The sequence below is a fragment of the Cupriavidus sp. SK-3 genome (assembly GCF_000611145.1).
Taxonomy (GTDB): domain Bacteria; phylum Pseudomonadota; class Gammaproteobacteria; order Burkholderiales; family Burkholderiaceae; genus Cupriavidus.
This window is the reverse complement of sequence record NZ_JFJV02000077.1, coordinates 1-3,370: the sequence shown is the minus strand read 5'-3', so window position 1 is coordinate 3,370 and position 3,370 is coordinate 1. Positions and strand designations below refer to the sequence as shown.

General features: G+C 60.8%; 3 protein-coding genes. All 3 read left to right on the top strand.

The window, feature by feature from the left end; genetic code table 11:
• The coding region (locus CF70_RS36520) for a DUF5372 family protein (protein ID WP_160172240.1) at positions 1–301 on the top strand (301 nt) is incomplete at its 5' end.
• Between the two features lie 223 nt (positions 302–524).
• On the top strand, positions 525–953 hold the full coding sequence (locus CF70_RS08490; RefSeq protein ID WP_051648158.1) for a helix-turn-helix domain-containing protein: 429 nt from the start codon (positions 525–527) through the stop codon (positions 951–953).
• A 286-nt stretch (positions 954–1,239) separates the two neighbouring features.
• On the top strand, positions 1,240–3,357 hold the full coding sequence (locus tag CF70_RS08480) for a recombinase family protein (RefSeq protein ID WP_035863016.1): 2,118 nt from the start codon (positions 1,240–1,242) through the stop codon (positions 3,355–3,357).
• Positions 3,358–3,370: the final 13 nt, after the last annotated feature.

Genomic DNA, 3,370 nt, shown 5'->3' with positions numbered 1-3,370 from the left:
TTGTAACTCACCTCGGAATGCAGACCTTCCCGCCGCTTCGACGCAGCTTGTCCTCATAACCCATCCTTTCCATCCGTTCAGCGGCCGGCAGCTCGTCTGTGTTGGCGAGCGCTATAACCGCTCCGGCAAGCGTCTCTTGCTGCGCGTCGACGACAGAACCGTCTGCTCCGTTCCTCCGGAATGGACCGACATTGCCGCGCCGGATCCTGAAGTCGTCATGGGGCAAGGACGTGCGCTCTTCAGGGTTGCGGACTTGATGACCCTCGCCGACCTTGTGACGCGCCTGCGCAGCCGATCATAGGCCCTGGTCGAATGTAAGGAGAATTGTGCCGCTTATGTAAAGTAATTGATGCCGAAAATTGGCGGGAGCTAGCCATATGTAACCAGATTTGTAGGCGGTTCCCTGAAACGAGCCAGCACATCTTGTCTTGACAAGATACTATTAGCGGCATAATTTTATTACACACGACTGTCTGGAGTTGAATGTGCCCGCAAGTAACGACCGCAAGCACTCGAAGGCCAACATGCTCGCCGAAGACGGCACCCTGAATCCGGCGCCGGATAAGGTCCACGATCCGAAGTTTCAGGAGGGTGGATTCTTCGATCCGCGCGATGCCGTACAGGTGAAGTACGAGATGCTGCGCCGCGCCTCTATCGAGAAGGCATCGGTGACGGAAGTATCTGAGGAATATGGAATCTCACGACCGACCTTTTATCAGGCCAGGGCGGACTTCGAAGAAGGCGGTGTTGCTGGGCTGGTGCCCAAGAAGCGGGGGCCCCGCGGCCCACACAAGATCCGGAGCGACGTGCTGGCGTTTCTCATGGCGCAGCTTTCTCCCGGCGAGCCGATCCGGGCACGCGAACTGGCGAAGCTGATTCAGAAGGAATTTGGCCTCGACGTGCATCCGAGAACGATTGAGCGCGCAATCGGCGGAAAAAAAACTCCGAGATAAACGGGGCCGAGGCGAGCCCGTCGGCGCTGTCGTCCGTAATCGTCGCGCAGTACGAGACGTTGCGCTCGGTCATGCTTGGCGAGGCCCTGCCTCCAGACGCCCGCAGCGGCCTGGTCGTCTTTCTCCAGCGAGGCATGTGGGGGTGGGTGCGCATGCTGGCCGCGGGAACCACCCGGCTGCAGCCGATCCCGGCCCGCTCTCCGACACCAGCCGAGCCCTTTGAGCGTCGGGCCATCATTTACGTGCTCGCAAGAATGGCCATGAGGAACAATGACCGGAGAACACCATGAATGCGTCTGGCAAAGTTCAACCCTACCACCTCGAACGGGGCGCTTATCTCTACGTCCGGCAGTCGTCGATGCGACAGGTCATCGAGAACGTCGAGAGCACGAAGCGGCAATACGCCCTTCGCGGCCGTGCGACCGCGCTCGGCTGGCGCGACGAACAGATCATTGTCATTGATAGCGACCAAGGTGAGTCCGGCGCATCGGCGTCCTGGCGCGAGGGATTTCAACGACTGGTCACAGACGTCGGCATGGGGCGCGCAGGCATCGTCATGGGTCTGGAGGTGTCCCGCCTGGCACGGAACAATGCCGACTGGCATCGCCTGTTGGAGATCTGCGCCCTCGCCGATACGCTGATTCTCGACGAGGATGGCGTATACGATCCGGCCAGCTTCAACGACCGGCTCTTGCTCGGCCTGAAGGGAACGATGAGCGAGGCCGAACTCCATGTCCTCAAAGCCCGACTGCGCGGCGGGATCTTGAATAAAGTGCGCCGCGGCGAGTATCGCTGCACACTCCCGACTGGCTTCGTGTACGACGAGCTCGGCAACGTCGTGCTCGACCCAGACTCGCAGGTCAGGGAGATAATTGCCTATTTCTTCGAGACGTTCTCACGGGTAGGCTCTGCGAGCCAGACAGTGAAAGTGTTCCGGAATGAAGGCCTTCGGTTTCCATCCCGCATGCGCAACGAGGAACTGATCACTTTCCAGCCGCTCACTGCGTCGACCGCCCTCCGCACGCTGAACAATCCGCGCTATGCGGGCGCCTACGTCTACGGCCGACGGCACTATCGGCGAACCGCTGACGGGAAGCATGTGCCTCGAAAGCGCGAGCGCGATGACTGGCTCGCTTGCATTCCGGACGCCCATCCCGGCTACATCGCCTGGGAACAGTTTCAGCAGAATCTCAAGATTCTCGAATCCAACGGTCGCGGATATGAAGTCGCGCGAGCGTCACCGCCGCGAGAGGGCGCGGCCCTGTTGCAGGGGCGCGTGGTCTGCGGGCTTTGCGGTAGACACTTCCGTCTCCGGTATGCAACGCGGCGCGGGCGACAGGAGGCGTGGTATGTCTGCGATCGCGCGCAAGGCACGCGTGGTGAACCGTGCTGCCAGTCGATTGCGGGCGGATCCATCGACGAAGCGGTCGGTGAATTGGTCACCGCCATGATGACGCCCGCCGCAATCGAGTTGGCGCTCGAGATTCGAAGAGAAATCGAGGCCAGGTACGACGAGGCCGATCGGCTTCGCCTGCGTGCGATCGAACGCGCTCAATTCGAAGCAGATCTCGCGCAGCGGCGATTTATGCTGGTCGATCCGAATAACCGTCTGGTCGCGGATACCCTCGAACGCGAATGGAACGACAAGCTGCGCACATTAGCTCAGGCCCGGGAGGAAAGGGAGCGCGGCCGGCAGGAGGACCGGCTTGCTCTCGACGATGCAATCCGCGATCGGCTCGTCGCCATGACGACCGACTTCAAAACGCTCTGGCGTGATCAGAGACTACCGAACCGCGAGCGCAAACGGCTCCTCGCCCATGTCATCGAGGACGTCACGCTGATCAAACTCCCGGCGGAAGGCACCACCACGATCCACGTCCGCTTCAAGGGCGGCAAGACAGAGACCCTGACGGCACAGAACCCCAAATCCTCCGCGCAACAGGTCAAGACCCGGCCGGAGGTCCTGGAGCTTATCGACAAGCTTCTCGACAGCCACACATGCTCCCAGATCGCGGACATCCTCAACGAACAGGGTATCCGCCCTGGCGGTTCCGTCCGGCCAGGCAAGGCTGACCTCAGATTCACTGCGCTGCGCGTCTCGTATCTCGCGCAACGAAACGGACTCCGTTGTCGCTTCGACCGACTGCGGGACCGCGGCATGTTGACGAAGCCGGAGGCCGCGGCGCGCCTCGGAATCCATGTGGAAACGCTCATCAGGTGGGTGAACCACGGTCTCGTTATGAGACACGCCTACAACGACCATGCGTACCTATACGAAGTCCCCACGTCGAGCCCGCCGGTGAAGCACAGCAGCCGATGGGACCGCCTCATTGACCGTGCCGCGGCGGTGTCCGTTACAACGGAATCAAAATCCTCCACTTCAACAGAAGGAGATGTAGTATGAAACGAGATAGTTG